21 protein-coding genes are annotated in these 26580 nt (G+C 48.5%); 5 read left to right on the top strand and 16 right to left on the bottom strand.

What is annotated here, in order from left to right:
- Positions 1-49: 49 nt before the first annotated feature.
- A complete protein-coding gene (locus NYE54_RS13765; protein ID WP_076321196.1) occupies positions 50-1072 on the bottom strand; it encodes an NADH:flavin oxidoreductase/NADH oxidase in 1023 nt (340 codons plus the stop codon).
- A 168-nt stretch (positions 1073-1240) separates the two neighbouring features.
- On the opposite strand from NYE54_RS13765, the gene NYE54_RS13760 reads away from it, so the two are divergent.
- Entirely contained in the window at positions 1241-2089 is an 849-nt protein-coding gene (locus NYE54_RS13760) for a polysaccharide deacetylase family protein (protein ID WP_339272441.1), read from the top strand.
- Between the two features lie 93 nt (positions 2090-2182).
- Here the strand turns inward: NYE54_RS13760 and NYE54_RS13755 are convergent, their stop codons facing one another.
- From NYE54_RS13755 to NYE54_RS13745, 3 genes are all read right to left on the bottom strand, one after another.
- Entirely contained in the window at positions 2183-2914 is a 732-nt protein-coding gene (locus NYE54_RS13755) for a 3D domain-containing protein (RefSeq protein ID WP_339272439.1), read from the bottom strand.
- 185 nt (positions 2915-3099) lie between these two features.
- Positions 3100-3822, bottom strand: a complete 723-nt coding sequence (locus tag NYE54_RS13750) for an amino acid ABC transporter ATP-binding protein (protein ID WP_339272438.1) — start codon at positions 3820-3822, stop codon at positions 3100-3102.
- Positions 3809-5251 (bottom strand): ABC transporter substrate-binding protein/permease, encoded by a 1443-nt coding sequence (locus NYE54_RS13745; RefSeq protein ID WP_339272436.1) that lies wholly within the window; start codon positions 5249-5251, stop codon positions 3809-3811. Before NYE54_RS13745 ends, NYE54_RS13750 begins: the two co-directional genes overlap by 14 nt.
- Before the next feature lie 559 nt (positions 5252-5810).
- Here NYE54_RS13745 and NYE54_RS13740 point away from each other — a divergent pair.
- Entirely contained in the window at positions 5811-7559 is a 1749-nt protein-coding gene (locus NYE54_RS13740; RefSeq protein ID WP_339272434.1) for an alpha-glycosidase, read from the top strand.
- 154 nt (positions 7560-7713) lie between these two features.
- Here the strand turns inward: NYE54_RS13740 and glgA are convergent, their stop codons facing one another.
- Together glgA and glgB are read right to left on the bottom strand one after the other, a co-directional pair.
- The gene (gene glgA / locus NYE54_RS13735) at positions 7714-9153 is read right to left on the bottom strand and encodes a glycogen synthase GlgA (RefSeq protein WP_339272433.1); all 1440 of its coding nucleotides are present in this window, start codon (positions 9151-9153) and stop codon (positions 7714-7716) included.
- Complete coding sequence (gene glgB, locus NYE54_RS13730; RefSeq protein ID WP_339272432.1) at positions 9150-11126, bottom strand: 1,4-alpha-glucan branching protein GlgB; 1977 nt, start codon at positions 11124-11126, stop codon at positions 9150-9152. The genes glgA and glgB overlap by 4 nt, the downstream gene beginning before the upstream one ends.
- A 225-nt stretch (positions 11127-11351) precedes the next feature.
- Here glgB and NYE54_RS13725 point away from each other — a divergent pair, with 225 nt between their 5' ends.
- Entirely contained in the window at positions 11352-12566 is a 1215-nt protein-coding gene (locus NYE54_RS13725) for a glucose-1-phosphate adenylyltransferase (protein WP_339272431.1), read from the top strand.
- 155 nt (positions 12567-12721) lie between these two features.
- On the opposite strand, the gene NYE54_RS13720 is transcribed toward NYE54_RS13725, so the two are convergent.
- The 6 genes from NYE54_RS13720 to NYE54_RS13695 form a co-directional block, all read right to left on the bottom strand.
- On the bottom strand, positions 12722-13252 hold the full coding sequence (locus NYE54_RS13720; protein WP_339272429.1) for a GNAT family N-acetyltransferase: 531 nt from the start codon (positions 13250-13252) through the stop codon (positions 12722-12724).
- A 251-nt stretch (positions 13253-13503) separates the two neighbouring features.
- Positions 13504-14958 (bottom strand): ATP-binding protein, encoded by a 1455-nt coding sequence (locus tag NYE54_RS13715; RefSeq protein WP_339272427.1) that lies wholly within the window; start codon positions 14956-14958, stop codon positions 13504-13506.
- Positions 14955-15653 (bottom strand): response regulator transcription factor, encoded by a 699-nt coding sequence (locus NYE54_RS13710; RefSeq protein ID WP_076321185.1) that lies wholly within the window; start codon positions 15651-15653, stop codon positions 14955-14957. Before NYE54_RS13710 ends, NYE54_RS13715 begins: the two co-directional genes overlap by 4 nt.
- Before the next feature lie 3 nt (positions 15654-15656).
- Positions 15657-16991 (bottom strand): VCBS repeat-containing protein, encoded by a 1335-nt coding sequence (locus NYE54_RS13705; protein ID WP_256720407.1) that lies wholly within the window; start codon positions 16989-16991, stop codon positions 15657-15659.
- Between the two features lie 51 nt (positions 16992-17042).
- Positions 17043-17762, bottom strand: a complete 720-nt coding sequence (locus NYE54_RS13700) for an ATP-binding cassette domain-containing protein (protein WP_100536497.1) — start codon at positions 17760-17762, stop codon at positions 17043-17045.
- Between the two features lie 83 nt (positions 17763-17845).
- Positions 17846-19027, bottom strand: a complete 1182-nt coding sequence (locus tag NYE54_RS13695; RefSeq protein WP_339272425.1) for an MFS transporter — start codon at positions 19025-19027, stop codon at positions 17846-17848.
- Positions 19028-19156: 129 nt separating this feature from the next.
- On the opposite strand from NYE54_RS13695, the gene NYE54_RS13690 reads away from it, so the two are divergent.
- Together NYE54_RS13690 and NYE54_RS13685 are read left to right on the top strand one after the other, a co-directional pair.
- The gene (locus NYE54_RS13690; protein WP_339272423.1) at positions 19157-20074 is read left to right on the top strand and encodes a helix-turn-helix domain-containing protein; all 918 of its coding nucleotides are present in this window, start codon (positions 19157-19159) and stop codon (positions 20072-20074) included.
- A gap of 16 nt (positions 20075-20090) precedes the next feature.
- Positions 20091-20828: an HAD family hydrolase gene (locus NYE54_RS13685; RefSeq protein ID WP_076321181.1), complete on the top strand. Its 738-nt coding sequence runs from the start codon at positions 20091-20093 to the stop codon at positions 20826-20828.
- A gap of 71 nt (positions 20829-20899) precedes the next feature.
- Here NYE54_RS13685 and NYE54_RS13680 read toward each other — a convergent pair whose 3' ends face one another.
- The 4 genes from NYE54_RS13680 to thyA all read right to left on the bottom strand — a co-directional run bounded on the left by NYE54_RS13680 (position 20900) and on the right by thyA (position 26479).
- The gene (locus tag NYE54_RS13680; RefSeq protein ID WP_339272421.1) at positions 20900-23191 is read right to left on the bottom strand and encodes a DNA topoisomerase 3; all 2292 of its coding nucleotides are present in this window, start codon (positions 23189-23191) and stop codon (positions 20900-20902) included.
- Between the two features lie 116 nt (positions 23192-23307).
- Complete coding sequence (locus NYE54_RS13675) at positions 23308-24795, bottom strand: glutamate synthase subunit beta (RefSeq protein ID WP_339272420.1); 1488 nt, start codon at positions 24793-24795, stop codon at positions 23308-23310.
- 341 nt (positions 24796-25136) lie between these two features.
- Positions 25137-25625: a dihydrofolate reductase gene (locus NYE54_RS13670; RefSeq protein ID WP_076321178.1), complete on the bottom strand. Its 489-nt coding sequence runs from the start codon at positions 25623-25625 to the stop codon at positions 25137-25139.
- A 59-nt stretch (positions 25626-25684) separates the two neighbouring features.
- Positions 25685-26479, bottom strand: coding sequence for a thymidylate synthase (thyA, locus tag NYE54_RS13665; protein WP_215154970.1), 795 nt, complete (start codon positions 26477-26479; stop codon positions 25685-25687).
- Positions 26480-26580: the final 101 nt, after the last annotated feature.

Here is a 26580-nt window from a genome sequence, read left to right as displayed (position 1 = left end):
AATTTTTTTAGAAGTTGTTCAAAACTCACAATTTGGGAACACGCACTTTTTAATATGCTCGTTCATATTGCTTGGGGACTTTCTGTCCTCCATCAAGCGCCTTGGCTGCATGAACAGCCCAGTAGGGATCGCGGAGCATGCCCCGGCCAATCGCCACCAGATCCGCTTTGCCTGACAAAATCACCTCTTGCGCGGCATGGTAATCATCCAGCAATCCTACCGCAATAACAGGCACCTTTAACAGCTGTTTGAACTCTGCTGCCAGATCCACCTGATAACCGGGCTTCGCTTCCGGACCTCCATTGGCGCCGACCTGGCCTTCTCCCCCCGAGGAGATATGAAAAATATCGACGCCGGCATCGCGGTAACGTTTGCAAATCTCCGCACAGTATTGCACATCATAGCCGCCGTCCACATATTCTTTTGCAGATACTCTCATTATGATCGGCATGCCTTCGGGCAGGACTTCCTTAACGGCTTGAACAACCCGCTCACCGAACAGAGGAAGGTCTTGACCATATTCATCACTGCGCTGGTTCGTTAGCGGCGAGTGGAACTGATGAATAAGGTAACCATGGGCGCCATGAATCTCAACGGTATCGAACCCGGCCTCAACAGCTCGACGCGCGCCTTCCTTGAAGGCTTGAATGAGCTCTTCCACTTCCGCCCCGGAAAGCATCTTGGGCATTTTGTAATGGGAACTGAACGGAATCGCAGAAGGGGCTACTGACGGTTCTGCATCCTGCGCTTTTCTTCCGGCATGCCCAAGCTGGATACCAATCTTGGTTCCATAAGAATGCACACTCTCCACAATACGGCGATAGGCTGGGATCTGATTATCGTCCCATATCCCCGTGTCCTGATTCGTTATGCGTCCATCAGGATGGACACCTGTCATTTCTACAATAATGAAGCCAGTACCTCCAACGGCACGGCTGACGTAATGAACAAAATGCCAATCATTCGGAATCCCGTCCTCAGCTTGAACGGAATATTGACACATCGGTGGCATAACAATGCGGTTCTTGAGGGTCAAATTCTTGAAATTGTAAGGTGTAAACAAGTCTGCCAAGCGATTATCTCCTTCCATATCCAAACGATCAAGATGTAATAACCAATCTGTTACCGGTTATTATACACCTTTCTGAGGGAAAACTAAAAAACATCGCATTCCCATATTGAGGATAATCGCACGACCAACTGGGCATACCATATTAAAAAGCGAAAGGGGTCGATCGTGATGTTCAATCGATACCGTGCAGGAAGCTGCCTGTTGTGTATCCTATTATTCTTTTTCATGGTGCCGGACATCTCGGCACACGCGTCCGATGTACATAGTTTGTCACTTCAACCCCAGGACACTTCCGTCATGTCGGAATCCGGCCAAATCTTGGATCATGCCAAGCGCAATAAGACCCAAAATTCAGACGATGCGCCGTCTTTAAGTCAATTACTGAGAAAATATCCGGATACCTTTCGCTCCAGCGGACCCCGGATCAAACAGATCGCTCTGACCTTTGATGATGTCCCGGATCCCCGATTTACCGGAAAAGTACTGGACGTCCTCAAAAAGTTTCAGGTAAAAGCCACGTTCTTTGCAGTGGGGGAACGGGCCAAAAAACATCCCGATCTCGCGAAACGAATCCATGATGAAGGTCACGCCATTGGTAATCACTCCTATAATCACGCCCAGCTGAACAAGCTGAGCCTGGAGAAATTCAAAGGCCAAATCGAACGTACCAACACGATCTTGAAATCCCTAACCGGAGTGGACCCTCGGCTAATCCGTCCGCCTTATGGTGATATCAATGAAGAGCAGCTTCAGTGGGCACGCAAAAACGGATACAAAGTCGTGAATTGGAATGTCGACTCCCTCGATTGGAAAGGGCTGAGTAAGGAAGAGGTGAAAAGCAACATTTTATCAGCGGTCGGGCCAGGCTCGATCGTACTCCAACATGCCGGAGGTGGCGTGGGATCCAACCTAACCGGAACGATCGAAGCACTCCCGGACATTATTACCGAGCTGCGGAGTAAGGGATATAGCTTCGTCACACTCCCGGAGATGTTAGGCGTGTCAGAGTCGAGATAGATCTGAATAACAAAAAAAGACGGCTAACTGGAGTTTGGATCCAGTCTAGCCGTCTTCCGTATTAGAATGATTATTTCATGAGGATGAATTAACTTATTCGATAATGAACAATTTGATATCCTGAATGCCGAATTGATTCACGGATGATTTTGAACCTGGGATGAAAATATCAATCCTACTCCCTTTAATAGCTCCACCAATATCACGAGCTTCTGCCACAAATGCCTTTTTCGGCAGTCCTGGATGCTCATGTCCTGTTACAAGCACCTTGGTACCGAGCGGAATGATCTTGGGATCGACAGCGATGGTGCCGAGCTCAAGGGAATTTCCGAAGTAATCAACCGCGCCCCAACCACCGTTCTCGCTTGCTGCAGAAGAATAGGCAGTAGCCTTGACCGACAATGCTTTGCTATAATTAAACGTCTTGCCCCATGCTTCCACCACGTTCTTCTCAGGGGAAACGCTCAAGCTGGGCGTAAATCCGGTGGTTCCTGGAGCGATCGGTGCAGCAGATGCCGTCGAGTTCATCGATACCGTCCCTGGAATGGTGATTTTTAGCCCCTGGTATATATTCGTTGCCTTAATCGCAGGGTTAGCCTTCATCAGCTTGTCCATGTTTACACCGTACTGTTTAGATAAGAAGTAGAAGGTGTCGCCATTCTTAGCGACATGCACTGCGCTTGCATGTGCCTGCAGTCCCCCTCCGGCGAAAGTCAGGCCAAGTACAACGGCTGTAACGGTAAGCCATTTTGCTGTTTTTCCAGCGATCTTATTATTTTTGTTAAGTCCATAATTTCTAGTCCATGATCTCATTTGTTGTAACATCTAAAGATGCCTCCTTTTATGTAGCCTGGTAATTCGGATGTAATATGTCAACGAACATCAATATATCACAATTTTGTAACCTATACTGCAAGCAATTGTTACCAATAAACAAACAAAAACAGCGCCAATTCCTGAAACGATCAGGTATGGCGCTGTTTTTGTTTGTTACAATGTAGAAATAAAAGTTACAAAACCTTACTTAAAAATTCTTGCGTACGAGGATGAGTCGGATTGCCAAACAACTGGTCCGGCGTGCCTTCCTCTACGATTTTACCGCCATCCATGAACAGGATCCGATCTCCCACTTCCCGGGCGAAACCCATCTCATGGGTGACGATAACCATCGTCATACCGCCTTCGGCAAGTTTCTTCATTACTTCCAATACCTCACCTACCATCTCAGGGTCCAGTGCGGAGGTTGGCTCATCAAACAGCATGACATGCGGCTGCATCGCGAGTGCGCGGGCAATGGCAATTCTCTGCTTCTGTCCACCGGACAGCTGGGAAGGATAAGACTCCTTCTTGTCCTGCAGGCCAACCGATTTCAGCAGCTCGTCTGCAGTAGCCTCGGCTTCCTTTGCTGAGACACCCTTCACCTGAATTGGAGCAAGCGTAATATTATCGATGACCTTCTTGTGAGGAAACAGATTAAACTGCTGAAATACCATGCCCATTTTCTCACGGGTTGAATTGATATTGTGATTCTTGGCGGTGATCAGCTCACCCTCGAACGAAATTTCGCCGCTGGTCGGCACTTCAAGCAAATTGAGACATCGTAAAAAGGTACTTTTACCGGAGCCGCTCGGCCCGATGACAACCACTACTTCTCCTTTTGCAATCTCAATGTCAATGCCTTTCAAGATTTCCAGCTTGCCAAACGATTTATGAAGATCCTTAACGGTTATCACTTGCACTCAACTTCCTTTCCCAGACACCCAGAAGCTTCGAAAGAACGAATGTCAGTATAAAGTAGATCAGGGCAGCCACAAGCAGCGGATTCAATGCCGCAAACGTCATGCCGCGCAAAATCTGGGCTTGATACATAATGTCCACCACACCGATGAAGGAGACGATGGAGGATTCCTTAATGATGACAACAAACTCATTACCGATGGCAGGCAAAACGCCTTTTAGCGCTTGCGGCAAAATAATGTGGCGCATCGCTTTGCCCTTGGTCATTCCGAGGGAGCGTGCAGCCTCCAATTGGCCGCGGTCCACGCCCTGAATGCCGGCACGGAATATTTCAGCCAGATAGGCCGCGCTGTTGATAGAAAGCGTCAAAATCCCCGACTGGATCGGTGAGAATTTAATATCAAACGCCGCCAAGCTGTAATGGATAATAAACAACTGGACCAGCATCGGTGTACCACGGATGATCTCGATATAAGCGGAAGCCAACAACTTAAGGATTTTAACACCCGACATCCGCATTAAAGCGATAATCAATCCGAGAATAAAACCGAAAAATACACCAAGAGCCGAAATAAGCAACGTAAACTGGATTCCCTTGGCGTAATAATCGCGATATTTCCAAAAGAACTCAAATGTGTTCAGATTCTCTGCTTTACGGCCTGCAGCCAGGTCGCTGGCCTCGTCGACAAACTTCTGGATCTGGTCATTCTCCTTCAAACGCTCAAGTGTAGCATTAATGCTCTTCAGCAGCTCTTCGTTCCCTTTACGAACCCCGATGGCATAAGCGTCGTTCTCAGCCGTCGGTTTAGCGTCCGTGATCACCATGGTCGCTTCATTCATATTCGTCTTCGCGATTGGATACTCTGCGAGAACAACATCCACGCGCTCGGATTCCAACTGCAGCAGTAAGTCCGGGATTTTATCCAGTGATACCACGTTGGCTTTCGGAATTGTCTTTGCAATGGACTCCTGAATGGAGCTCTTCTGAACCCCAATGCGAGCTCCCTCCAGGCTTTCAAGCGTGTTGAACTTGAGTGCATCTTCCTTACGAACGACAACCGATTGTTCCGCAGCATAATAAGGCTCGGAGAAATCGATGCTCTTTCTGCGCTCTTCTGTCGGATTCATGCCCGATATGACAAAATCCACGCGTCCGCTCGTCAGCTCCGGCAAGAGAGCATCAAAGGAGGTGTCCTTAATAATGAGCTCGGCGCCAAGATCCTTGGCGATTTCCTTCGCAATATCGATATCAAATCCGACGATGGTATCCACGCCATCTATCGTTTTATGGAACTCATAAGGTGCATAATCGGCACTCGTGCCGAGAATCACCGTTTTCTTCTCACCCTCCGCATGAACGATACTGCCAAAAGACAGCACGACCACCATGAACAGGGTCATCCACGCTGTAAATTTACGTTTCATATGTCTCGTTTCTCCCCTAACTGTTACAAATAAATTAAACCACAGAAAAAATGCAACTGAGTCATTATAAAACAGGATGCATGAATATGCAATGAAAATTCATGGGTTCTCATGAACAGCACCCTTATATTAAACCCTACATATGGCGTCTACTCCACTATTTTAATACAACGGTCAATTCATCATACCCTTAGGATTATGTTACTCATGATTCTTTTAATCATTTAAACAAATAAATTAGAGGGGTGAATCGATTGAGAGCCCATATTGTGGAAATCACTTCGCTATGTTAACCATTACGGGCCGTTCAATTTTTCCTACATATAAATGTAAATACAGGACTTTAGCATCATCCATAAAGTGATACGAGGATCTATGGTAAGCAATCTTTCGACGATGCATAATCTCTCCGTCCCCTTCCCATCTTATAATTGCGCATAACATGCAGTAGTTGATAAATAGGAAGGCTAGCCGGGCGGTCTCTTTCACTCCATGATTCATGCAAGCCAGCAGTTGGTTATTAATTAGCTATAGCTTTACTCATATAGGAGGTGTAACCATGCTGTTAGAAGCACTGTATCATGTTCCAAGAGATAAATGGGCTTATGCATATGATACGAAAACCATTCATCTTCGGATTCGAACCAAGAAAAACGACATTGATTCTGTTGTTGCCATGACCGGCGACAAATACGATTGGGACCGTACGTACTTCGAGATCACCATGGAAAAGGCCGCCTCGGATGACATGTTTGACTACTGGGAATGCGGAGTTAGGCCGAAATACAAAAGACTGTCCTACGGCTTTCGAATTCATGCCGGAGATGAAACGGTTTATATGGTGGACAGCGGAATCGGATGGGACTATCCTTATCCGCCTGCAGGTTACTTTGAATTTCCGTACATACATGAAGTCGATGTATTCAAAGTACCGGAATGGGCCAAGGAAGCTGTGTTTTATCAAATTATGACGGAGCGCTTTGCTAACGGAAACGCAGCCACCAATCCAGAAAAAACCGAGACCTGGGGCGGCAAGCCGGAGGTGGATAATTTCTTCGGCGGTGACCTGCAGGGCGTACTGGATCATCTCGATGATCTCGTTGACCTGGGTATCAACGCCATTTATTTTACTCCTCTCTTCCTCTCCCCCTCCAATCATAAATATGACACGGTTGATTATAAACAGGTGGATCCGCACTTTGGCGATAATGAGTTGTTGAAAAAAGTAGTAGATACTTGTCACGCAAAAGGCATCCGAGTGGTTCTCGATGCGGTATTCAATCACTGCAGCGAGGAGTTCCCGCCCTTTCAGGACGTGCTGAAGCACGGCGAGAAATCCAAGTATGCGAAATGGTTTCATGTGAACCAGTTTCCCTGCGAGGTCAAGGATGGCATTCCCAGCTACGATACCTTCGGTTTTTTCGGAAATATGCCGAAATTCAATACCGCCAATCCCGAAGTGAAGGCGTATTTGCTGGGTGTAGCCGAATACTGGATCAAGGAGATCAATCTCGACGGCTGGCGCCTGGACGTTGCCAATGAAATTGATCATCACTTCTGGCGGGATTTCAGACAGGTCGTCAAGAAGGCCAACCCTGAGGCTTATATCGTGGGCGAGGTCTGGTCGGACTCCTTAATCTGGCTGCAAGGTGACCAGTTTGATTCCGTAATGAATTATCCTTTTGCCGATAAGGTGCTGGAGTTCTTCAACGGCAACATGGACGGGCTCACGTTCGCCAACCGTATCGGCTCGATCTTGATGCGATATCCGCAGCAGACCAACGAAGTGGTCTTTAATCTGCTGTGCAGCCACGATACGCCGAGGCTGCTTACCCGTGTGGGAGAAGATATCCGGCGCATGAAACTCACGGTTGTATTTCTGTTTACATTCATGGGTACGCCGTGCATCTTTTATGGCGACGAAATCGGATTGACCGGTGACGGAGATCCCGATTGCCGCAAATGCATGGAATGGGATCCAAAGAAACGAAACCAAGAGCTGTATACGTTTTATCAAGGGATGATCGCGCTTCGGAAAAAGCATAAGGCGCTGAGACAGGGACGCTTTCGCTTCCTCCAAGCGAATCTCCATGATCCTTGCATTGTGTACGAGCGTGCGGACGAAACCATGCATTTTATCGTCTGGATGAACAACAGCAACTCGGCACGCACCATATCGCATCCTATCGTCACGACCGATTGGATTGATGCCGAGACAAAAGAGCCCGTAAAACCGGTAAACGGGACAATGCATATCGATTTAGAGCCTTATGCATATCGAATTTTATGCCGGCGATTGAAACATTAGTAAACTCATCTTATGTGATACAAATTTCCATATTAAGGAATATGAAGCATCAGACCAACTGGCTCCATACATCTATACCAAACTTTAACGAGCACAGGGGTGCAAGGACAGCGCATAATTTGGCTATCCTTGCACCCCTGTGTCTTGTTATGGTTCAAGCCTGAGATTGGGTGATTTGATGGTATATCTCCTGATATTCCTTGGCCGAAACGTTCCAGCTATAATCCCCGCCCAATGCGTTCTTAGTCACTTTACGCCAGTGCTCAGGCATGCGGTAAAGCGAGGTCGCGCGCCGGATCGTGTTCATCATATCATGGGCATTGTAATCCTTGAAAGAGAATCCATTCCCTTCTCCCGTATACTCGTTATATGCATGAACCGTATCATTCAGTCCACCTGTTTCGCGGACAATCGGCACACTGCCGTAACGCATGGCGATGAGTTGGCTGATACCGCACGGTTCAAATTTGGAAGGCATCAGGAACAGATCGCTTCCAGCGTAGAAGCGCCGCGATAACGGTTCATTGAACCGAATCTGGGCCGACATTTTATTGGGATACCGATTCGCCGCTTCCTTGAACCAATGTTCATAAGACGGATCACCCGTTCCCAGAACGACAAATTGAATCTCATCATAGTAGAGCAGCTCATCCAGAATCCGGATGAGCAGATCGAGCCCCTTCGAATCGACCAGCCGCGTCACCATCGACATCAACGGAATATGCGGTGCTACCGGAAGGTTCAACTCTTCTTGCAAGGCAATTTTGTTCTGCGTTTTCTTACTCAGACCGCTCCGGTACTTCATCGCGATGTGCGGATCGGTCGCCGGGTTGTAGCTCTTAGTATCTATACCATTCACAATGCCGCTCAATCTCGAACCTTGGGCTGACAAAAGCCCGTCGAGTCCATATCCGTAATAACCGGTCTGGATCTCCGAAGCATAAGTCGGGCTAACCGTCGTTACATGATCTGCATACACGATTCCCGCTTTCATGAAATTCACGTTTCCGTAATATTCTACGCCCTCCGCTGTAAAATGACGGCTGTGGATTCCGAGCAGATCGACCAGCACCTCGTACGGATATACGCCTTGATACAACAAATTGTGGATTGTAAATACGGTTCGAATTCCCGCATAGTAAGGATCATGTCGGTAGACATCTTCAAGGAGCAGCGGAATCATCGCCGTATGCCAATCATGGCAGTGAAGCACGTCCGGCTGAAAACCGATTACCGGCAAGATCTCGAGAACGGCGCGATTGAAGAACGAAAAGCGTTCGCCATCGTCCATGTAGCCGTAAATACCTTCGCGGCCAAAATAATATTCATTGTCTACAAAATAAATCGTGACTCCGTCCTCAACCAGGGACTCGATGCCGCAATACTGCTCGCGCCAGCCTACCCGTACCCGGGTTTCCCCGACATGCGCCATGCGCTCCCGGTAGTCGTCAGGAATGCCGCGATATTTGGGCAGAACCACCCGAATATCCTCGCCCATGCCGCGAAGGGCTTTCGGCAAAGCAGCGATCACATCCGCCAATCCGCCTGTCTTGATGTATGGTCCACATTCTGAAGCTGCAAATAACAATTTCAATCCTGCTTCCCCCTTTGGATTCGTTTGGTTTTCCGTGCCGTCTTCTCTTTTACTACTGATGCCTTCAGTGAAACGTCCTCTTGTGCCTGCAACTTTCTGGAACGCGGCTTTTTCTTTAACACCACCATGCCTAGTGGAGGCAGCTTGATCTCCAGGCTGTGGGTTTGACCATGCCAGGCCTTCTTCTCTGCTTTTAAGTCTTCGTTGTTAACCAGTCCGGAGCCGCCATAATCGGTATGATCGGAATTCAATATTTCCACGTACTCTCCCGCTCTCGGTAAGCCGATCCGATATTGGTCATATGCCCAGGGCTGAAAATTAATGACGATGATCACTGTATCGACAGGTTTTGTGCCCATTCTCATGTACGATAAGACACTCTGCTCATGATCATCAGCGCTAAGCCACTCAAAGCCTTCCCACCTGTGATCCTGCTCCCATAGCGCCTTCTCCTCCACATACATGCGGTTTAACGCTGCCGTATAAGCCAACTGCTTCCGGTGGCTTTCGTAATCAAGCAGCAGCCAATCCAGCTGCTCCTGATCCTTCCATTCAATGAATTGGCCGAACTCTCCCCCCATAAACAGCAGCTTCTTGCCAGGCTGGGTGATCTGATATCCAAGCAAAATGCGGAGTCCTGCAAACTTTTGTTCATAGCTCCCCGGCATTTTATTAAGCAGTGATTTCTTCCCGTGGACAACTTCATCATGTGACAGCGGTAATGTAAAATTTTCTGAATAGGCATAACAAATGGGAAATGTTAGTAAATTATGATGGGTAGGCCGCTGATCGAATTCTTGCTCCACATAGGACAGCGTGTCATTCATCCAGCCCATGTTCCACTTGTAATTGAACCCAAGGCCCCCTTCGTGCACAGGTGCGGTAACTCCTGCCCATGCGCTGGATTCCTCGGCCATCATCAAGGCATTCGGGTAATATCGAAACACAGCTTTATTCAATTCCTGCAGAAAGGATATCGCTTCGAGATTTTCCAAGCCACCATGTTCATTAGGTTTATACTGACCTTCGCGCTTCTCAAAATCGAGCCGGATCATGCTTGTCACAGCGTCCACACGAAGACCATCAATATGATACATATCCATCCAAAATAAGGCATTGGAGATGAGGAATGAAATCACCTCAGGCTTGGCATAATCGAAAGACAGTGTTCCCCAGCCCGGTTTCTCTGCTTTTTGCGAATCTGCGTACTCATAAAGAGGCGCCCCGTCAAACAGTCGAAGCCCGTGGGCATCCTTGGCAAAATGTGCGGGCACCCAGTCGAGCAGCACGCCGATACCAGCTTGATGCAGCTGATCAACAAGGTACATGAAATCATGGGGACTTCCGTATCTGCTGGTCAGCGCAAAGAATCCGGTTCCCTGATACCCCCATGAAAGGTCGTACGGATGCTCAGCCAAGGGCATGAATTCCACGTGGGTATAGCTCATCTCCAGCAAGTAGGGGATCAGCTGGTCCGCCAGTTCGCGATATGTATAGAACGAACCGTCCTCTTTTTGCCGCCAGGTTCCAACGTGCATCTCATATATGTTCATCGGCTTGGTGTAGGGGGATCTGTTCTTTCTTCTCCATGTTGCGTCGTTCCAATGATATCCAGAAAGATCGGTCACAACCGATGCGGTTGCAGGTCGAACTTCGGCGTGAAACGCGTACGGATCGGCCTTCAAGAACGTTTCTCCATACGGTCCCGTGATATGATATTTGTAAAAAGTTCCAGTCTTCATCCCAGGGAAAAACCGACTCCAAATTCCCGAATCGGGTATCCTATATAACGTGTCCTGGGAACCGTCCCAGCCGTTCCAGTCTCCGGCAAGACCCACCTGCCTTGCATTCGGAGCCCAAACCGTAAAACGCACGCCTTCAACTCCATCTTCCGTAACACGGTGTGCACCCATGGATTGGTAACTGTGAAACCAGGTTCCTTCATGAAATAAATACAATTGTTCCGGAGTCATGTTTCCTTCCCTAACTGCTTGGTTCAATCATCGTCACCCGCTTTTTCTTTATAAATCCAAATATTATTAGTGCTATTACCCCATTCTAACCATGTTGAAAATAAAAAATGTCCCTGAAAAATAATTTTGTAATTTTCATTTCACTTTTTCAATATAATCGTTTCAAACCCCGGGAATGTCGTTTATGTAATGTACAACGTGAAAATACATTGGGAGGGAAACGTGATGAAGAGAAAAGACTGTATTGCTATGCTTCTGGCCGGTGGAGAGGGTAAACGATTAGCTCCCCTTACGTCCAAGCTGGCAAAACCCGCCGTTCCATTTGGCGGACATTATCGTATAATCGATTTTCCTCTCAGCAATTGTGTGAACTCCGGAATCGATACGGTTGGAGTCCTGACACAATATGAGGCAGAATCATTACACGAACATATCGGTGAAGGTGAACCCTGGGGACTAACACATACAGGACGTGAAGGCATCGCTCTGCTTCCATCCAACAGCACACACCAAGATGGATACTTGGGTACAGCAGACGCCATTTATAAAAACATTCCATACATCGATGATCAAAATCCCGAACATGTCCTTATTCTATCCGGGGACCATATTTATCAAATGGATTACCGCGAAATGCTTGAAGCCCACATACAGCAGGAGGCACCTGCCACGATCTCCGTGATGGAAGTGCCTTGGGAAGACGCCAGCCGGTTTGGCGTCATGAGCGTTGACGACAATCTCAATATCATTGAATTTGCCGAAAAGCCGGCAGAACCGCAAAGCAACCTCGCCTCGATGGGCATATATTTGTTCCGTTGGGACTATCTGAAGCGGCACCTCATTGAGGATGCGGCTGATCCCAACTCCAGCCATGACTTCGGGAAGGATGTCATCCCTAAGATGCTGTCCGGAGAAGAGTCGCTGCTTGCGTATCGCTTCCAGGGCTACTGGCGCGATGTGGGTACTGTAGAAAGCCTCTGGGAAGCCCATATGGATGTGCTTAGCCAAAACGAGCTTGTTCTGGAAAGATCCGATTGGCCCATGTATACCCGTGCATGGAAGACCAAACTTTCGGCAGCGCGGAACCGGAATACGGAACACACCGACTGCTTGATTCATGACCAATGCACCTTCGAAGGAAAAGCCAAGAGTTCCGTTATATTCTGCGGTGCGGAGATCGGCAAATACTCCATCGTTAAAGACAGTGTGGTCATGCCGAATGTCAAAATCGGCAAGGGCGCTCATATCGAGCATGCCATTATCGGTGAGGGAGCAATCATCAAGGATGGAGCGATTGTAAAAGGAACTCCCGGCAACGTAGTGGTTGTTGGACCTTATGAGACCGTACTTCCGAAGCCAACCATTCGTACCCAGCCGTCCCGACTGCTTCAGGATGTATACGAAAAAGGACGCTTGCGGGCTAATGTCTCTTCATCCTAAACGAGTTCTTCAACAACATATTACCTCTGAGAGATCAATTTCTTCAGACTTTTATACAAAAAAGCGATCCGTGACGGATCGCTTTTTCTCATGTATCGTGCCCTGCTGACTGTGTTTCAAGCGCATGCGACTTAGGTTTTTTTAAAACTGTAAAATTATGAAATAAATCTCTTCTCATATAAATTCACGACACGACCACCCATATCCTGCTCAGCCACGAACTGAAATCCTTCGCGCTGATAAAATTGATTCAGCGTTGGCAGATGAGTTACGCAATCCAGTCGGAAACCCTGTTTACCCATGGATAACAAATACGATTCCGCAAAGGAAATCATCTTGGTTCCAAGCTCCAGTCCCCGATAGGAGGCGCGTACGGTCAGCCGATGCAGATAACCATATGCCGGATCATCCCGCTCTCCCCAATAAGCTGGATCTCCATACTGTAACGTGAACATGCCGACGGCGACATCTTTATGCCAGAGGATAAACACTTCACGCTCCGCCAGGTACTGCTCCATCAAGTCGAAGGAGAAGATAGAAGGACTCCACTGCTTGCGCCCTTGCTGTTCCATCACCTCTGCCGCTTCCTTGAGAAGCGACAGCATCACTCCTGCCTGTTCTGCCTCAGCCACTTTTAATTCAAACAGACCTTGCTCAGTAGAAAACGTTGCTGCTGTGTGTCCCAATTCCGCACTCCCCCTTTCAAAACAGCCCCACAAAGTGGAGACTATGCTTCGATGCTTAGTCCAAATACTTTGCGGGGAGCCCCAATACAATACCCCACAAAGTGGAGCCTATACCTCGATGCTTCATCCGAATACTTTGCAGGGACCCCAAAACACTGCCCCACAACATATAATTGCGAATACAGTACCTTCGCTGAAAACTTAACAATTCTGTTCTCTTGAGAAAAGCTTTGCCGGTAACCCGGCAAAGCTTATACGGCCGGTCCGGCTACGTCATCCTCACCGTTCTCTAATCCGCCGGCCATCGGTATTTTCCCTTCAGGCAGCGGCAACTTGACGATAACGGATGTTCCGTGCCCGAGTTCGCTTTCCATCTCCATCGTGCCCCCATGGAGCTCAATGAGCTGCTGCGTAATCGCAAGGCCCAGTCCCGTTCCCCCATTAAGCGGATTAACCTGGAAGAATCGATCCTTTACCCGCCGCAGATGTTCGTCCGATATGCCAATACCATGATCTTCCACGGTCACGATCACAAACTTGTCTTCCATAGCGAAGGACAGGTTGATCACGCCGTTCTCATGCGAGAATTTAATCGCATTATCCACAATGTTCAGAAACACCTGCTTCAAGCGGTTGGCATCCCCATAGATAATCGGCTTTTCATCGGTCTCCAGTTTGATTTGGACGCCCTTCTTCTCGGCCTTGGTCCACAGATTGAGCATAATCTCTTGCAGAAGCTCCCGTAAATTCACGATACCCTTCACAAGCTTCATCTCATTCTGCTGGAGCTTGGAGAAGTCGAGCAACTCTTCAACAAGACCGATCAAACGATCGGTTTCCTTAGAAATAATCTGCATCCCGATCTTCGTTTCTTCCGGATCATAGCCACCGGAGTCGAGCGTTTCACTCCAGCCCTTAATGCTTGTGAGCGGAGTCCGCAGCTCATGCGAAATGGATGAAACAAAATCATCCTTTACCTGATTGCTTCGTACAATCTCCTGCGCCATGTAGTTCAGGGTTGACGACAGCTCACCAAGCTCGTATTTATAATCGCCTTTGATTCTCACGTTAAACCTGCCCTTGGCCATCTGCGCCGATACCGTGGTAATGTTGTTGAGCGGCTTTACGATGGAGTTGGCCAGCCCGATGCTGAAGGCAAGCACGAGCGCTAGCACGGCCCCACCGATGCTGACGGCAAACAGCGTGATTTTCATTAGCTTGTCGTTAATGAACTCAAGCGAAGTCACATAGCGAAGAATGTACGTTTTCTCAAATCCGTTCGAAACGGTTTGAGATACAGCCATTACGATCTGCCCCGTACCTTGCTGCTTACCAATCCAACGGCCCGTATTGCCTGCAAGCGCTTGGGTGACATCACTGGTCTTGATGGTCTGCTCTATTTCGAAACCGGTGGATGTGGAGAGAACTTGACCACCCGGATTCAAAATTTGAAGCTCCGTTGTATACAATTCAAAATGGCGAACCATCTCGCTCAACTGGTTAGCGTTCTCCGTCGAGGTTAATCGGAAGGGCTGATAAAAGGCGTTGGCGGTATTAATGTGATTCAAAATATGATTGTATACCGTATCGTAATAATACGATCGTAAAGCGATTAGAAATATAACCTCAATCAGCAGCAAGGCGATGAACACTACCAGGAAGTAGTGCAGCACGATTTGCCGCCGAATGCCTTTTTTGATGATCATTGTCCCTGACCCTTCCATTTATAGCCGTGTCCCCATACCGTCTGGAGGTATTCCGGCTCGGAAGGATTGCCTTCGATTTTTTGGCGTAATCTCCGAATGTTCACGTCCACGATTTTGGGGTCACCCATATATTCTTTGCCCCATACATGATCGAGCAGCACATCACGACTAAGCGGCGTGTTTTCTTTCTCCAGGAAAAACTGCACCAGCGAAAATTCTGTTGGCGTCAGCTCCACCGGCTGCCCGTTCTTCTTAAACTGCTTGGAGATCAGATCCAGCGTAAAGGGACCTGATTGAAACGATACCTTGGCGGTTCCCGCACGCTGGACATTCACCCTCCGCAGTAAAGATTGCAGCCTGGCGATTAACTCCGTCGGACTGAACGGTTTGCTTACGTGGTCATCGGCACCAACGGAGAGGGCATACACTTTATCCTGCTCCTGAACTTTTGCCGTCAGGAAAATAATACCGATCCGCTCGTTCGTTTCCCGAATTCTGCGGCAAACTTCAAATCCGTCAATCCCTGGTACCATGACATCAAGCAAGGCGATATCGATATCTGGCGTCGTTTGCAGCAAACGAAGGGCTTCGTTGCCATCCCCAGTCTCCAGGACGTCAAAGCCGTTTCGTTTCAGATTAATTACGATAAAACTGCGGATAGATTCTTCATCTTCTAATATGAGCACTTTACTCAAGGTCTAGTTCCCCTTTCTTTCGATAGGAGCCACATTATTGCTGTTTGGCTTTTTATCTTTTTTACTCAATTTCAGATCGCCATGACTGCGATAAGCAATTACGCGGTTTTTCTCCTTCACCAGAATCTCCCAATCGGATTCGGCTTTTCCCCACTGGGCCTTTGAAAAGAATTTAATCTCGGCAACGGACTCTCCCGTGTCGGTCGTCACAAAATTCAAATAAGCATTTTTGTTGGATTCCGGCGTGATGGTAATCTTATTATACATGTCTGGCGGAAAGTCCAGATAGAATCGATTGTTCATATCGTAGTACCTTTGGAGCACGAATTGAAGCCCTTCTTTTTCGTTGTTCTCCCGTACCACTCCGTCCCACTGGAAGTACGTGGTGAAGAACGGGATCTCTTCCAGAATAAGCCGATCCTCCCAACCGCTCGGTCTCGTAAGAACACCAAACTCTAAAATACCGTCATCATTCACATCTTCGCTCTCTACAGGCAGTTCCTTGTAGGTAAGCAATTCATCCTGAAGGACGTCAATAAACTGGTTATCCTCCATAATGATGAGTTTGGAATAAGAAGAGTTGGATACAACCGAAGCGTCCAAGATGATACCTTCTTTGTCCTTGGCCACTTTACCTGCGACAACATTGTAATAACTTTCGATATTCGGTCCCAGATCCAGCTTGTTCAGCTCGACAAAGGCGTCCTCGTATTTATCGTATTGATAGGTGCTGATATACGAGAGCTCTTTCTGTTGAAGATAGACAACCGTAATATCGTTGATTTTATCCCCGTTCATATCTCCGATATTAAAGTGTGTGTATGGCAAAGCCGGTATTTTTTCAAGCGAATTCCCGGAGAATGAATACACGGCCAGCAGGTTCTGAAGATTCTCTTCTCCGCGTGAGAAGCCGGCTACGATGTCGACCTTGCCGTCATTCGTAAAATCAACGAAATCAAACGACTCCAATACCGTCCCTTCTCCGTCGAAATCAAGATTCTTCACCCATGTGTCGCCTTGCTGCTGCATGATCATGCCATGGATTTTCACTTCATCGTCCGGCGTCTGATAGAAGACGACAGCTTCCAAAATTCCGTCATTGTCCAGGTCCTGAATACGGATGGAACTGCTATCCACGTCACTTCGCGGCCGGATAATGGCGGCATTATCCAGCTTATTCTTCAGAAGCGCAGATTGGATGGCGCCATTCAGCGTCGCTTTATCCGTCGGCAAATCCGGTTTCTTCATTAAAGAGACCGGGTCCTGAATAAAGGTGCAGCCGCTTATGATCCATAGTAACAAGCCTGCCAAGAGGGCTTGCATCACTCTATATTTCAATAAGATCAACTCATTTCTATACATTCACCTGGCGTCTTTGGTGATCGATAATTACAGTCTTGACTTCTCCCCATGGGTTAAACGTCTTCCGGTCACATCCACGGCCAGCTCTCCGCCGGATAGACCCATGATCCGTGTGCAATACTTCTCGGCTAGCTCCAAGGGTATAACGGTAAATACGGTTAAACGTTCTTCCTCGCACAAGGTTTTAAGTGTCTTCAATACGTGCTCAGCCGAGGCAGGATCGAGTCCCGTGACCGGCTCGTCCGCCAAAATCACCTTGGCACCATGAACAAGTGCGCGAGCAATAGCAATCCGCTGCTTCTCACCGCCGCTTAACTCGCCGGCTTTTCGTTTGGCCTTGTCCAACAACCCAAGGTGCTCGATCGTGTCCATAGCTCCCATATAATCATCAGACCGGACCATCCCGGTTACCATCCGCCACAGCGGTGTTTGGCTGGATTGTCCGATCAATACATTCTTAAGTGCCGTTCGATTCACATTCAAGGACGGGTTCTGCTCAAGATAAGCCCATTCCCGGCGAATTCTCCGTTTTCCCGCAGGATTCATCATATCTTCGCCATCAATCGTTAATTTGCCGCCGTCCCATTTTTGCTGCATGGATAGACAGCTCATTAACAAGCTTTTCCCGCTTCCGCTAGCACCGATCAGACCGATCATTTCCCCGTGCTCCATCTGAAAAGTGATATCCTTTAACACCGGTGTGCGTTCAGGACCCATCGTTTTCTTCAGCCGATCCACTTTAATCATGTTATCGTCTCTCCCGTCAAGTGCATATTCCTACTCTCTAGTTTAGAAGAAAGCGAAAGCAATTGCCATGAGAACGCATGTTTCTATTCTTGTGTTGATGTGGTTTTGACTTTAAACCATAATCCCGTACAGGCAAACAGAATATACAATCCACCAAGCAGTACGAAGATCCCTCCGTTCCACCCCGTTTCCATGATGGCGCCCCCGGCATTCGGACCTGCTATGCTGCCCGCATTAAAATGGAAGGAAGCCACGACGTTGGCCGCCGGCAGCAGCACTCTGGGAAGGATATCCGCCGCATAAGCCAAACCGAGGGAGAAGAAAGAACCAACCAGGCCACCGGCCAGCGTTAATAATACTAAGGTTGCCCAGAAATTCGTTCCTGCTGCAGGAATGAGCAAGAAACAGCATCCGCCCACAATACCGGCGATCGTCAGCACCCGTTTGCGTCCGAATTTATCACTCCACATGCCGAGGGGAAGCTGCAGCACCAGACCGCCGATGCCGACAAAAGGAAGCAACGCCGAAATTTCGCCCAATGTAAATCCGCTTCTTAACCCGTAGACCGGGAAGTTGCTGTTAATTCCTGCTTCCATATAGCCGTAGAGAAACGCGGGAATCAACGCAAACCAGGCCAGGCGGTAGCTTTTGAGATAGCGTCCAGCTGGCTGCTGATCCCCATTCTCGCTTTTTTCCGGCTTCAAGTTCGGAAGTTTGAAGAGCACGACCAACAGAATGAACAAGAACAGCACGGCCAGAATTATAAATGGTACCGCCTCGCCATACTTCAGCAGCGGAATGCCCAGCGGCCCTATGCTGAATCCTAAGCCGTAGGACATGCCATAAAAGGATATGCTTCGCCCCCGGTTCTTAACCGTTGACATCATCAGCACCCATAGCTGGGCGGCATAATGAAGTGCGCTATCGCCTATACCGACGAGCACGCGCAGTACAAACCAGACGGCCACGCTTGGAATCAACGGAAAAGCAACCAGCGACAGCATCACGAGCACCAGTCCCGAAATGATCAGTTTTTTGAAACCGACCCAGCCGAGAAGTCTTTCCGCAACAAGTGTCATGGCAAATGAGCCTACATATAAGGCAGCCGCGTTCAATCCGTTCATGGAGGATGAAATGCCCATCCGTTCCAAAAATATAGCCAGCACCGGCAATAACAGTCCCTGGCTTAAACCAGCCGCAACGACGACGGCAATTAAAATGAAATAATGAGTTCTCCCCTGACGGGGGGTTACAGCTTCTGTCACTGAAATATAGTCCTCCTCTAATGTGAAAAAACGATGAATTTAAACAGTCAGATGAACATTATAGTGGACAAGCCCAATCCATACAAGCCATAATAATAACAATGCCATCAATTGGGAGGGTATCCGTTAATGAAATATAAAGTTAGTATCGATGTATCTATGGTCTACGAGCTGCTAGGCAGCTTCATGATATATGCAACAAGGAAATGGACCGATAACCTGGATATCGGAAAACAGCTGATAACAGAGATGGACGAGCGTTTACCTCAGCCTGTTCGCGTCCAGTTCAGCCGAGCCCGATCATGGCCGCTCGCGGATTATGATGTGTTATACGCCTTAATCATGCTTCGGGGAGAACACCTTGAAATCCCGAATTTTCTGAATTGGATCGAAACTTCCGCCGTGGAAGAGCTGCATGACCTGCTTCAGCCTCACTTGCCCTCCCTCTCGCGGGATGAAACATCTAGAATTCGAGAAAACTACACACCGCTGATGAAGCTGTGGCATGAGCACTACTTCTCGGAAGTGGAGCCTGACCTATATCAGCTCCTGGAAGACGATGCCGAAGAGAAACGAATGCTCCTTCCGAAAATGGATGACGAAAATTTGATCGAATATGCCTCAAGCGGGGTTATACTGGACGATGTGCCTCAAGAAAACGTCGTTTTGTTCCCGGGCACGCATTTCCGGCCGATCAATACCTATTGCTTCTATGAGAATGTACTCCTGCTCCAGTATCCTATCGATATCCCGGAAGAAGAGGAAGATGAGCCGCCCGTCGTTCTCCTCCGCATGACCGAGGCTCTCGCCGACCCGAAACGCCTGCGTCTCCTGCGTTATATTGCAGATGAGCCGAAGGCCGTGTCCGAAATGGCGTCCGAGTTGGGTCAGCCCTATGAGGAATTGATGCACCACTTAATGATATTGAGAGCAGCAGGCTTGCTGCGCTCCCATCTGAAGTCCGAGAATAACGAAAGATTCAGTCTGCGGCCGGATGGGGCTGCCGAGCTTCAAATGTTTCTGGAAACTTACATTCGACTTTCATAGCCAGAAGGAGTATACCATGAGTAAAACATCGCAACATATTATCTTCGACATGGATGACACATTAATACATTGCAACAAATACTTCAATCTGATTCTCGGCGATTACTTCGAGTGTATGACCGAATGGTTTCAACATGTTGGCTTGACTACTGAAGAAGTCCGGGCCAAGCAGATGGAAATCGACGTAGCCGGCGTAGATAAGCTGGGATTTGCAAGTGCGAACTTCCCGCAATCCCTAATCGATACGTATCATTATTTCGGCCGCATTCATGGAAGAGAAAGCTCGCGCAAGGAAGAAGAGCTTCTCTACGAGTTAGGGCTCAGTGTATATGAGCAGGAAATCGAAGCCTACCCCGGCATGGTCGAGACGCTCGAGAAGCTTCAGGAAGATGGACACTGCCTCCACCTCTACACAGGAGGCGAGACTAAAATTCAGAAGCGGAAAATCAAACAGATGAAGCTGGCCGATTACTTCAATGACCGAATCTACATTCGCCAGCATAAAAATATTACGGCATTGGAAGAAATCCTCACGTTGGGGACATTCTCCCGCTCCGATACATGGATGATCGGCAACTCGCTTCGCACGGATGTCGTTCCGGCGCTGACGGCCGGCATCAACAGCATCTATATCAAGCAGCAGCGCGAATGGCAATATAATCTGGTCGAGTTGAAGCAAGAGCCGCATAATGTGTTGTATACCGTTTCGGCGCTGACCGAAGTGCCCGAGGTCATAGAAGATCACTTAGATTAATCAAAACAGACCGAGCCGATCAAGGAGGGTATCCCTGGTTGGCTCGGTTTTTTTTATTTAACGGTGTCTCCTCACGATTTCACGGCTTCATTCGAGTCCTCTGCCTGAACGGCAAGCTTTCCGTTCCCTTCAGCAGCTAGGACAATCCTGCCTTTATACGTGCTGCCGTCCGCGTTTTTAAAGGATAATAGCTGGGTCTTTCCTTGAAGCAGCAAGGATTTCAGCATCGCATGCGAAACTTGTTTACCGGCAAATTCCTTCCAGATGACATAGTTGCAGCCGGTTTTGAAATTTGCGCAGCCATAGCCTTTGCGTCCTTCAATAATATGCCCTTCACATCCGGGTCTAGGGCATCGGCCTAATGAAGAGCGTACGGACGGTGCTTCACTTGAAGTGGAGGCATCCGACTTCGGAGTCCGCTTAGCCGTACGTTCTTCCTTGTCGCGTGGGGCTGCGGCAACTTTCCCCGTGCTTCGCTTCCCTCTGCCTTTGGACTTGTCCTCGTCCCCGCCGAATAATGACGAAGGGGCCTGACGCTGCGAGGATACCTTATTGATGATCGAAACGGTAAACTTCTGCACGTTTTGCATGAACACGTCAGCCGAAGCCTCGCCCTTGGATATTTGGTGAAGACGCCGTTCCCATTGACCAGTCATCTCAGGCGAAGCGAGTAATTCTACGCCAGCATGCCGGATCAACTCCACCGCCGTCCTTCCCTTTTGGGTAACGGTGATTCTTTTGCCCTGCATCGTAATATATCCGACCTTCTTCAAGCGTTCAATGGTCGCTGCCCGGGTTGCCGGCGTTCCCAGACCGCTGTCTTTCATCGCATCCCGAAGCGTTTCATCCTCAATGGATTTTCCGGCACTCTCCATCGCCTTTAGCAAGGTACCTTCCGTATAACTCTTTGGCGGCTGGGTTGCCTTTTCTTTCACTTCGGATTTTTTGCAGTGTACCGGCTCATCGGGAGACAGATCGAAGGAACGGTCGTTCCATTCCTGAGTTTCTTCTTCCTCGTCCTCTTTCCCCTTCTTGGAAGACTTGGCTTTCTTCTGCTCTTTGTCCTGGGCAATCAGCACTTTCCAGCCTAGCGACAGCAATTCCTTGATTCCCGTCTTAAACGTTTCGCCCTCGACCTCGGTGAGCACCGTATGCTGCTTATACATCGCCGGCGGGTAGAAATGGGACAGAAACCGGAGGATGACCAGATCGTAAATATGCTGCTCTTCCTTGCTGAGTGTGCCCGGACGCTTTAACGTCGGCAAGATGGCATGGTGATCCTCAACCCGCTGCGGATTGCAAACCGCTTTATTATTTATGTGCACCCGGCTTGGATCCGCTCCTTCAGCCATCGATGCATAGGAGGTCGATTTCAACATATGAAGTGCCTTGTGCATGCCCTCGATGTTCTGTTCATTCACATAATTGGAGTTGGTACGCGGATATGAAATCACCTTGTGACGCTCATACAACGCTTGCGCAAGATCCAGCGTTTTTTTGGCAGAATATCCGTATTTGGCATTGGCTTCACGCTGAAGCAGGGTCAAATCATACAATTTGAACGGATATTCTTTCGTTTCTTTGACTTCATATTTAGTGATGACCCCATTCTTCCCATTGACCTTGGATGCAATCGTCTCTGCTTTCTCTTGCGAGGTCAGCCGCTCTCCCTGCCATGTTCCGGTATACTCCAACTGCTCTTGTTTGAACACGGCCTTCACGTCATAAAACGTTTGCGATTCGAAGGCTTCGATTTCCTTCTGCCGGTCATAGATCAGAGCCAGAACCGGCGTCTGGACCCGCCCAACCGACAGTAATGTCTGATGACGGGTCGTAAAGGCACGCGATGCATTCATACCGATCAACCAATCAGCTTCACTGCGTGCGCGCGCAGCTTGCGTTAAATTTTCGAATTCAACCCCATCCTTCAGTTCCGCGAAGCCACGGGCAATGCTTTCCGCCGTTAAATCCGAAATCCATAGTCTTTTTACAGGCTGTTTCAATTTTAATTGCTGTTGGATAAGAGCGAAAATATATTGTCCTTCTCGTCCCGCATCACATGCATTTACGATATGGCTGCAGCGTTTGGCGACCTCTCCAATGACCTTCAGCTGATCTTTGGTTTTCGGATTCGGGATGATTTTGAATTGCTCCGGAATGATAGGCAGGTCCCGTAAATTCCAGCGTTTGTATTTCGGATCATATGCATCCGGCTCCGCTAGCCCAACCAGATGTCCGATAGCCCAAGTTATGATATATTGCTCACCTTCAAGATATGTACGGTTATTCTTAGCCCTCGGCTCGATGACCGCAGCGATGTTCCGTCCCATATCCGGCTTTTCGGCAATGACCAACGTTTTCAAATGACATTCTCCTCCCCGATGAGTCACCATGGCGCGGTGGCTAACTCCAAAAAGGACTTCGCTCTCGCGAAGTCCTTTTAACTACTATTAGTATGATAGCATATTTAGGAGAAGGATTAAACCAGTACGGTCGCACCCATCAAATATTTGTCTACCTCGCGTGCCACCTCGCGTCCTTCGTTGATGGCCCATACCACGAGGCTTTGACCGCGACGCATATCTCCGGCGGCAAATACTTTATCCACATTGGTCGTATATTTGCCATACGGTGCTTTCACATTGGAACGGCGATCCGTTTCTAGCCCCAGCTGCTCGACCAGCGTATGCTCCGGTCCGTCAAAACCGATGGCGATGAACGCCATTTGAGCAGGAAATGCCTTTTCTGTGCCCGGAATCGGTTGATACACTTTACGACCCGTTTCATCTACAATACGCTCGATTTGAACGGTATGAAGCTCCTTCAGATTGCCCTCTTCATCTCCGACAAATTTCGTAGTCATAATGGAGAATTCGCGTGGATCGTTGCCAAACAGCGCTTTGGCTTCCTCGTGTGCGTAATCAAGCGTATACACGTTCGGAAACTGTGGCCAAGGGTTCGCAATCGGATCACGCTGCAGCGGAGCCTGCTTATGCGTACCGAACTGAGTGACGCTGGTGCAGCCGTGACGAAGCGCTGTCGCGACGCAGTCGGAGCCGGTATCGCCGCCGCCAATGACGATAACGTCCTTGTCTTTTGCCGACAAGTAATTGCCGTCTTCAAGACCGGAATCCAGCAGGCTCTTGATGGTTCCGTTCAGATAATCCATCGCGTAATGAATGCCCTTGAGATCACTGCCCTCAATGTTGAATTCGCGCGGCTTTGTTGCACCGCCGCACAGTACGACGGCATCGTAGTCTTCCATCAGCTGCTTGGCGGGAATATCCTTGCCGATCTCAGTGTTGACAACGAATTCAACGCCTTCAGCCGCGAGCAGATCGACACGGCGCTGAACAATCCCCTTGTCCAGCTTCATGGATGGGATTCCGTATGTCAACAGGCCGCCGATGCGGTCGGCACGTTCAAAGACGGTTACGGAATGGCCTGCTTTGTTCAGTTGAGCAGCAGCAGCCAGCCCTGCCGGACCAGAACCGACAACGGCTACGCGACGTCCCGTGCGCTTTGCCGGCGGCTCGGGAACGACCCACCCTTCCTCAAAGCCCTTATCGATGATCGCTTGCTCGATGGATTTAATCGTGACCGGCTCCCCGATCAAACCGACGGTGCAGGAACCCTCACAAGGGGCAGGACATACGCGTCCGGTAAACTCAGGGAAATTGTTTGTTTTATGAAGACGCTCTAAAGCTTCTCTCCATAATCCCCTATAAACAAGATTATTCCATTCCGGAATCAGATTGTGAATCGGGCAACCCGAAGTGCCGCCGAGCATATCGATCCCTGTATGGCAGTATGGCGTACCGCAGTCCATGCAGCGTGCTCCCTGGGTCTGGAGCTCTTCTTCTTCTAAATGTTTATGAAACTCTTCCCAGTCTTTAACTCGTTCAGCCGGGCTCCGATCTGCCGGAAGCTGGCGCTGATATTCCATAAATCCTGTTGGTGTAGACATACTGCTTTACCCCCATCCGTTCTATCCATGCTGGTTACCATGTACAATTTATCATATCATAAATCATCCGATATCGATCTTCAGATGACCCAAGAAACAGGTTTCAGCCTGATTTATTTTTTCTATTTATGCTAAAAAAATTTTTATCAGAGCATGAATCCCCACGATTAGCGGCTATTTAAGCTGCGATTTGAATAAACATTAAAAATATAGTAGCATTTCGCTTTTCTCCTGTTAAATGGACTATATGCATGATCATTTGTACTATCCTACTATCAAAGTGTTGTCAACATGAATGGATTGGAGGATGTCTATCCCGTTTAAGCTCACCAACAAGCTCTTTATTTTCGTTCAAATGTAACAAACCGGTAGGCATATGGATTTTTCTCATCTGTTATGCCGGGAACTTCTTCAATAATCCTCCATTCATCCCAGTTCACTTCAGGGAAGAACGTATCCCCTTCAAAAGTCTCATCAATAAATGTGCAGTACAGACGATCCGCTTTCGGCAGCATCAATTCATAGATCTGCGATCCGCCGATCACCATCAGTTCTCCGTTCTCCGCGTAGGGAAGGGCTTCATCGATATCATGGATCACGATGCCTTGATCCTCTGTCAGCGTGAAGCTTTTGTCTCTCGTAAGTACGATGTTCTTTCGGTGAGGCAGCGGTTTACTGCCAAAGGAATCCCAGGTCTTGCGCCCCATCAGAATTGTTTTGTGCAGGGTCGTCTCCTTAAAAAAGGCCATATCCCGCGGCAAACGCCACGGCATCGTACCATTCAGCCCGATCACCTGATCCTTGCCCATTGCCCATATCATGGATATCATTGCACTCACTCCTTCCTTGTACGAATGGATTTTACCGATTATGACTCACAACTTTTTATTTACACAGCTACGGTCGCTTTAATGGTTGGATGATACTGGTAACCCTCGAATTCAAAGTCTTCGAATGTATAATCAAAGATGCTCTCCGGCTTGCGCTTGATGACCAGCTTCGGCAGCTCATAAGGCTCACGTTCAAGCTGCGTTCTGACCTGTTCCATATGATTGGAATAGATATGGACATCGCCTCCGGACCAGATGAATTCACCCGGCTCTAGGCCGCACTGCTGGGCAACCATATGGGTGAGCAGCGCATAACTCGCAATGTTGAACGGCAGCCCAAGGAAGCTGTCCACAGAACGCATGGTAAGCATACAGGAGAGTTTCCCGCCCGCCACGTAGAATTGGAATACAAAATGGCATGGAGGCAGCTTCATGTTATCGATCTCTGCCACGTTCCAGGCACTGACGATATGCCGCCGGGAGTCGGGATTGTTTTTAATCGAATCGATGACATTGGCAATCTGGTCGATATAGCGTCCATCCGGCGTTTCCCATGCTCGCCACTGCGAGCCATAAACCGGTCCCAAATTGCCGTCCTCATCCGCCCATTCGTCCCATATCCGCACGCCGTTTTCTTTCAGATACCGGATATTCGTTTCCCCGCTTAAGAACCACAGAAGCTCATGGATCACCGATTTCAGGTGAATCCGCTTGGTTGTCATCAGAGGGAAGCCTTTGGAAAGGTCAAAACGCAGCTGTCTTCCAAATACGGATAACGTTCCCGTCCCCGTACGGTCCCCTTTCTCTACTCCATGATCAAGAATGTCTTGCAGCAGCTCCAAGTATTGTTTCATGTATAGTCACCTCACTAGAATCTCATATCAACAGTCTACCATGTTCGATATCCACACACAAAAACAGGAGGCAGAAACCGCCTGCGCGTTCTCTGCCTCCT

Source organism: Paenibacillus sp. FSL K6-1330 (assembly GCF_037976825.1).
In the GTDB taxonomy this organism is placed as follows: Bacteria; Bacillota; Bacilli; order Paenibacillales; family Paenibacillaceae; genus Paenibacillus_AQ.
The sequence above is the reverse complement of the archived record's forward strand: the minus strand, read 5'-3'. Positions and strand labels throughout refer to the sequence as shown.

Bases quoted from the DNA above. Each gene is read 5' to 3' on its own strand.
- NYE54_RS13670 (WP_076321178.1), bottom strand. From the start codon at position 25,625: ATGATATCCATGATATGGGCAATGGGCAAGGATCAGGTGATCGGGCTG.
- NYE54_RS13690 (WP_339272423.1), top strand. From the start codon at position 19,157: ATGAAATATAAAGTTAGTATCGATGTATCTATGGTCTACGAGCTGCTA.
- NYE54_RS13685 (WP_076321181.1), top strand. From the start codon at position 20,091: ATGAGTAAAACATCGCAACATATTATCTTCGACATGGATGACACATTA.
- NYE54_RS13740 (WP_339272434.1), top strand. From the start codon at position 5,811: ATGCTGTTAGAAGCACTGTATCATGTTCCAAGAGATAAATGGGCTTAT.
- NYE54_RS13715 (WP_339272427.1), bottom strand. From the start codon at position 14,958: ATGATCATCAAAAAAGGCATTCGGCGGCAAATCGTGCTGCACTACTTC.
- NYE54_RS13755 (WP_339272439.1), bottom strand. From the start codon at position 2,914: ATGTTACAACAAATGAGATCATGGACTAGAAATTATGGACTTAACAAA.
- NYE54_RS13725 (WP_339272431.1), top strand. From the start codon at position 11,352: ATGAAGAGAAAAGACTGTATTGCTATGCTTCTGGCCGGTGGAGAGGGT.
- NYE54_RS13760 (WP_339272441.1), top strand. From the start codon at position 1,241: ATGTTCAATCGATACCGTGCAGGAAGCTGCCTGTTGTGTATCCTATTA.
- NYE54_RS13675 (WP_339272420.1), bottom strand. From the start codon at position 24,795: ATGTCTACACCAACAGGATTTATGGAATATCAGCGCCAGCTTCCGGCA.
- thyA (WP_215154970.1), bottom strand. From the start codon at position 26,479: ATGAAACAATACTTGGAGCTGCTGCAAGACATTCTTGATCATGGAGTA.
- NYE54_RS13745 (WP_339272436.1), bottom strand. From the start codon at position 5,251: ATGAAACGTAAATTTACAGCGTGGATGACCCTGTTCATGGTGGTCGTG.
- NYE54_RS13700 (WP_100536497.1), bottom strand. From the start codon at position 17,762: ATGATTAAAGTGGATCGGCTGAAGAAAACGATGGGTCCTGAACGCACA.
- glgB (WP_339272432.1), bottom strand. From the start codon at position 11,126: ATGACTCCGGAACAATTGTATTTATTTCATGAAGGAACCTGGTTTCAC.